Annotated in this window: 4 protein-coding genes; 1 reads left to right on the top strand and 3 read right to left on the bottom strand. The window is 36.7% G+C overall.

The annotated features are described in order from the left end of the window. The first annotated feature begins 94 nt into the window (after positions 1–94). Positions 95–832: an RNA polymerase sporulation sigma factor SigK gene (sigK, locus tag AC06OU_RS14710; protein ID WP_475856773.1), complete on the top strand. Its 738-nt coding sequence runs from the start codon at positions 95–97 to the stop codon at positions 830–832. Here the strand turns inward: sigK and AC06OU_RS14715 are convergent. The 3 genes from AC06OU_RS14715 to AC06OU_RS14725 form a co-directional block, all read right to left on the bottom strand. Further along, complete coding sequence (locus AC06OU_RS14715) at positions 829–954, bottom strand: hypothetical protein (protein WP_475856770.1); 126 nt, start codon at positions 952–954, stop codon at positions 829–831. The two genes, sigK and AC06OU_RS14715, sit on opposite strands and share 4 nt — an antisense overlap. Before the next feature lie 65 nt (positions 955–1,019). Further along, the gene (gene mtnN, locus AC06OU_RS14720) at positions 1,020–1,712 is read right to left on the bottom strand and encodes a 5'-methylthioadenosine/S-adenosylhomocysteine nucleosidase (protein ID WP_169358031.1); all 693 of its coding nucleotides are present in this window, start codon (positions 1,710–1,712) and stop codon (positions 1,020–1,022) included. A gap of 84 nt (positions 1,713–1,796) precedes the next feature. Beyond that, the gene (locus tag AC06OU_RS14725; protein WP_475856771.1) at positions 1,797–2,468 is read right to left on the bottom strand and encodes a YrrS family protein; all 672 of its coding nucleotides are present in this window, start codon (positions 2,466–2,468) and stop codon (positions 1,797–1,799) included. Positions 2,469–2,807 lie beyond the last annotated feature (339 nt).

A 2,807-nucleotide genomic window follows, 5' to 3' on the forward strand; every position in this document is an offset into this window, starting at 1 on the left:
TTTCTTAAAAGGCGACTGCAAATGCAGTCGTGTTTTTCATATTTTGTCGTAATTCCACATATATTGAAAGTATAACTAGATGGAGGTGGACATAATTTCCGGTCTTCTAACCGCATTTATAAACATGGTCATCGATTTGCCACTTGTGCTTGGTTATTTAAAAGGGCAGGCGTTCCATCAGCCCCTTTCTCCGGAGGAAGAACAAGTAATGATTCAACGTTTTCTAGATGGAGACCTCACAGCAAGAGATGAACTTATCGAACGTAATATGCGGCTTGTTGCACACGTAGTTAAGAAATTTCACCCGAAGCATGAGCTTTTAGATGACTATATATCAATTGGAACAATTGGGCTGATGAAAGCTGTTAATAGCTATACACCTACCAAAAAAACAAAATTAGCAACATATGCTGCTCGCTGTATTGAAAATGAAATTCTTATGTATTTGCGTTCATTAAAAAAAGTTCAAAAGGATATTTCTTTGCATGAGCCTATTGGAATGGATAAAGATGGACATTCTTTAGAAATCACCGATTTACTACAAGGGCTAGATAAAAGCTCGGACGAACAGCTAGTGGAAGAAGAAGATACCAATCGTTTATATAAACACCTATCCCAACTGGAGAAACGAGAGCTAGATATCGTCGTTCGTAGATATGGATTATTAGGCCATGAGCCAATGACTCAAAAAGAAATTTCTAAGCAATTAAAAATTTCAAGAAGCTATGTTTCTCGTATTGAAAAGCGTGCGCTTGTAAAGCTCTATCAGTATTACATCCATGAAAAAAACTCTCTTGATGGATCAAACACCAAGAGAGCTAGAGAAAATTAATCTTCACTTGTTTCGGCAATCATTACAAATGCTAATACAGCTGTAACCAAAACAGACATAGCCATGATAAAAACCATCTGATCTCCCCCTAGACTATTGTGGAAAGCTTTTAATACTTTCATAATAGCACATATAGGAAATACTAATCACATGCATTCTATGCTATAGTTTGTCCAATTAATGACAACTAAATGTTTTCAATTACACGAAGCACTATTTGTGTGGAATGCTTAGCTGCAACTGGCAGAAACTCATCAAAGCTAATCGAGGATTCTTTTCCTGCGATATCGGAAAGGGCGCGAATAACTACAAATGGCACTGAAAATTGATGACAAACCTGCGCGACGGCAGCAGCTTCCATTTCACAAGCTTTCATAGAAGGAAAATAACTTCGAACTAGTTCTACTCGTTCTGGATTATGCATAAAGGTATCACCAGTAGCAATTAAGCCTGTTGAGGCCTGGTGCTCACCAATTTCATTTACCGCATCTTCTGCAAGCTTCATTAAACGCTCGTCCGATTTAAATGCAGGTGGCATTTGAGGAACCTGTCCCATCTCATATCCAAATGCAGTTACATCTACGTCATGATGTCTTACTTCATCTGAAATGACAATTGCTCCTACTTCTAGCTGAGGATCATATCCACCAGCAGATCCTGTATTAATGACATAATCTGGCTTATACTCGTTTAAAAGAATAGCAGTAGACATGGCTGCATTTACTTTACCAATTCCACTTTTTAACAGGATTATTTCATGGCTTTTATATGTACCAGTTGTAAACTCACTATTTGCGATTTCTATAGTTTTTGCATTTTCAACCGCATTTCTTAATAATTCTACTTCTTCTTCCATTGCTCCAATTACGGCAATCTTCATTATTAAAAACCCCTCTCTAAAAGTACTTCTTTTAAAGTAAAGGAGAGCGGCACTTTAGTCAAGTACCGCTCCCACATTGTTAAATTATTTGGCTGATAACAGCTTTTCTTTTTTGGTTGGCTTCCATCCTTGACCGTCGATCCATTCTAAAGATATACGATAAATTTCTTTTCCATCTTTAGAAGTAACAGTTCCTATAGACTTTTGTGGACTTCCACCATTACCTAGAAATTGGACAATCATATTAGATGGGTCTAAGTTTGCCGCGTAAGCTAATGCGTCAACCTTCTCTTCCCAATCTACTGTTTCCTTCGTATAACTCGAGACATGTTCTCCTACTTGAGCTGTCCCTATTGGTTCCCACGAAGGGTCTACTACAACAGCCTCAACATTTGGATCATCGGATTCCTCTGTAATTTCATTTGAGCCGTCAGAAGATGAGCCTGACTCTGTGGTCGAATCATTTTCTTCAGTGGCTGTTTCATTTTGTTCGTCCTCTTCCGCTATTTCCTCAGTAGTCAATTCATTGTCTTTTGGTTCCTCTTCTTCGACTTCACTACTCTCTGAAACGGATTCCGTTTCTTTTGGTTCTTGGGCAATATCTTTTTCCTCTTTATCACCCGTCACTAAATTAACAACAACTATAATGATTAACAGCAGTACTACTCCAATTAAGACATTCAGTATTGTATTAGTTTTTTTCTTGCGATTATTTTTGTTTAAACGTGAGTTAATTTTTGGATTTTGTTCTGACATACTCTTCCTCCTTTAAAAAGATAGAGAACTATAAATAATAGACGTGATAATAGAAACTAAGTTTCAAAGCTTTAGGTGCTACCTAATTTAATACATAAAAATACTTTTAGCAAGGCTCATTTTTATTCCAAATATTATATCATAGGGATTATAAAGAAAATGATAGTAAATATCGACGATAATAGCTGTTTTCCACTACAGCGGTCGAATTTATATGACCAAAGACTATTACGTCTCCCTAGCGCTTATCCTCGGGATTTTAACAGCATTTCTACTCTCTTATTAATATTCATAGTAGAAAGAGTATATCCGTTCACTTATATTCTTAGGAATATCAAA

The organism is Psychrobacillus sp. (genome assembly GCF_056205495.1).